Raw genomic sequence first — 2,841 nt, forward strand, 5'->3', positions numbered from 1 at the left:
GTTACGTTACTCACCCGTCCGCCGCTAACTTCATAAGAGCAAGCTCTTAATCCATTCGCTCGACTTGCATGTATTAGGCACGCCGCCAGCGTTCATCCTGAGCCAGGATCAAACTCTCCAATAAAGTTAGTTTGTCTAGCATCTAAAAATAAAAATTGACGTTCACGTTGTTTGTTTCGTTCAGTTTTCAAAGAACTTGTTTGCCGCTCATTTGCGACTCCCTTATGTTAACATTTTCATATTTCAATGTCAACCAAGTTTTTTTATTTCTTTTGTCGCTTTCTGCGTTGTTGCTATCGGCGACTTGTTCTATATTACACCTCTAACCTACAATCGTCAATATGTTTTTATAAAAAACTTCATTTTTTTTATAAATCCTATTTACGTTATTAATTTATCTATTTATATACCTCTTCTATAAGAATAGATAAGCAACCCATGAAACACTCTATGGGTTGCTATTCCATCATAAAAACTATTGTTCTTTTGAAGGTACAGAACAACTTTCATCCGTACAAGACATATCGCTTCCACCCTCTGAAGAAAGCTCTTGTAACTTAGGTGCAGGATTCTCTTCTTCCCAAACTTGCTGAAGTGCACCAACAAAAGTTTCAAGTGGTTGCGCACCTGAAATAGCATACTTTTGATTAATAATAAAATAAGGAACTCCCGAAATTTGATATTGCTGAGCAATCGCTTCATCAATTCTAACATCATTTGCATATGCGCTTTTATCATTAATAACATGTAGAGCTTCTTGCTTATCTAAACCTGAAGCTTCAGCAATAGTAGCAAGCGTATCCACATCACTTAAATTTTTCGATTCAGTGAAATATGCACAAAGTAGATTTTCCGTAATCTCTTTTTCTTTCCCTTGATCCTTTGCAAATTTGGCAAGACGATGCGTATCAAAAGTGTTCGTCGGCTTCATCTCTTCAAAATTAAAACTTAACCCCATACTAGCTGCATGATTGCCTAGTTGTATATTATTACGCTTAGCTTCTTCAATACTAATCCCATACTTTGATGCAAGTACTTCATTAATACTTGTTCCAGAATAGATTGGAGCATTTTGGTCTAATTCAAAACTTTTAAACTCAACTTCAACATCTTTCTTATGCGGAAATTGCTCTAAAGCCATTTCTAATCTACGTTTCCCAATATAACAAAATGGGCATACAAAATCTGACCATACTTCAATTTTCATAGAAACACCTCATTAACATGTAGTTTTCAATTATTGTAGCACTGGCAATAAGGAATTCAAAAATTTATGCTTCAAACCTTATATACTACAAACTAAAATGAGTTTTTAAATAGAAAAAACGATAATCAAAAGTATAAAAACATTTCCTTCTGATTATCGTATATACAAAATACAAATCTAAAACAATCTAATTACGCTGGAATGTATCTCCCCACGAACTCCCATATGGTATTCCAATATTTATTCGAATCTACCTTCTCGGCTTCTCCATGTCCAGCACCTGGAACAATTAATTTCTCTTTTTCTACTTTTGCAGCATTATATACTTCATCTAACATTTCATAAGGAACGAATGTATCAGCGTCCCCATGAATAAATAGCATCGGTGTTTTACTTTTCGCTACTTGTTTTACAGCTGAAGCTTCTTCTAAATCATATCCAGCTCTTAATTTTGTAACTGTATTTGCCGCATTCATAACAGGAAACTTCGGCAAGTGGAATAAATCGTTTAATTGATAAGTAAATTCATCAATAACAGTTGAGTATCCACAATCTTCAATAATAACTTTAACGTTAGAGGGTAACTCTTCACCTGAAGTCATCATTACAGCTGCTCCCCCCATTGAAACTCCAAAGAGTGCTATTTCAGCATTAGGGTCTTTCTTTACAATTTGTTGAATCCAAATCAAAATATCTTTACGATCGTGCCAGCCCATCCCTATATAATCACCTTCACTATTTCCATGCCCACGAAGATCTGGCGCTATGACGTTATATCCTTCTTCATAAAAATTCCGGATATATTTCGTCATTTTCGATGCCCTACTATCATATCCATGAACTACAATTGCCCATTTATGGCTAGATTGCTCATTCATATATTCATAACCTGTTAATTTCAACTTATCGAAAGAATTTATGTTTCGTATATTAGGTTTATGATTTGATACAAAGTTCGCATCCTTTTCTTCATTTGTAGCAAACACACCTCCCGATGCATTCACAGTTTCTACTAAGTGAGGATTATCCTCTAAAAACTCTTTCTCTTGTTTCGCATTCAACGCATAATTATAAAAATAATTCCCGACTAACATATAAGTAATTGCTAGAAGGACTAAAACCACTATAGTAATTACACCTATCTTCTTCATATTATCTCCTTAAAAAATTTAAATCTTCCTATATTAAAGTACCTCGAAAAACAACTGTACTATTTTAACACACCGATAGATTGCTTCTACAAAAAATAGAATAGAAAATCTTAAACTACACATCAAAAATGATGAAAGAAAATGAATATGAGAGGATCAAAATAATAAGGATTACTTACTTGAGGCTGATAAGAAGTTTAAAACACAAAAAAGACGAGTCATTCTGACTCGTCTTAAAGTTGCTTGGCGACGTCCTACTCTCACAGGGACAAGGTCCCAACTACCATCGGCGCTAGAGAGCTTAACTTCCGTGTTCGGTATGGGAACGGGTGTGACCTCTCTGCCATCATCACCAAACTGATGAAGGTATATTCCTTCAAAACTAGATAACATTAGCTTCATATTATATGGTTAAGTCCTCGATCTATTAGTATTCGTCAGCTCCACATGTCACCATGCTTCCACCTCGAACCTATCAACCTG

General features: G+C 34.9%; 2 protein-coding genes and 2 rRNA genes. All 4 read right to left on the minus strand.

Annotated elements, in window-relative coordinates; all coding sequences use genetic code 11:
• A 16S ribosomal RNA gene (locus tag AC1DS7_RS28600) occupies positions 1-124 on the minus strand; the annotation flags it as partial.
• 351 nt (positions 125-475) lie between these two features.
• Positions 476-1,207, minus strand: coding sequence for a DsbA family oxidoreductase (locus AC1DS7_RS28605; RefSeq protein ID WP_012260216.1), 732 nt, complete (start codon positions 1,205-1,207; stop codon positions 476-478).
• A gap of 191 nt (positions 1,208-1,398) precedes the next feature.
• The gene (locus tag AC1DS7_RS28610; protein ID WP_012260215.1) at positions 1,399-2,358 is read right to left on the minus strand and encodes an alpha/beta hydrolase; all 960 of its coding nucleotides are present in this window, start codon (positions 2,356-2,358) and stop codon (positions 1,399-1,401) included.
• 241 nt (positions 2,359-2,599) lie between these two features.
• Positions 2,600-2,715: ribosomal RNA gene (gene rrf, locus AC1DS7_RS28615) — 5S ribosomal RNA — on the minus strand.
• Between the last annotated feature and the right edge of the window lie 126 nt (positions 2,716-2,841).

The sequence above is a fragment of the Bacillus sp. P4_E1 genome, assembly GCF_056401715.1.

What these genes read in the sequence shown, in the direction of transcription:
- AC1DS7_RS28605 (WP_012260216.1), bottom strand. Translation starts at nt 1,207, where the DNA reads ATGAAAATTGAAGTATGGTCAGATTTTGTATGCCCATTTTGTTATATT.
- AC1DS7_RS28610 (WP_012260215.1), bottom strand. Translation starts at nt 2,358, where the DNA reads ATGAAGAAGATAGGTGTAATTACTATAGTGGTTTTAGTCCTTCTAGCA.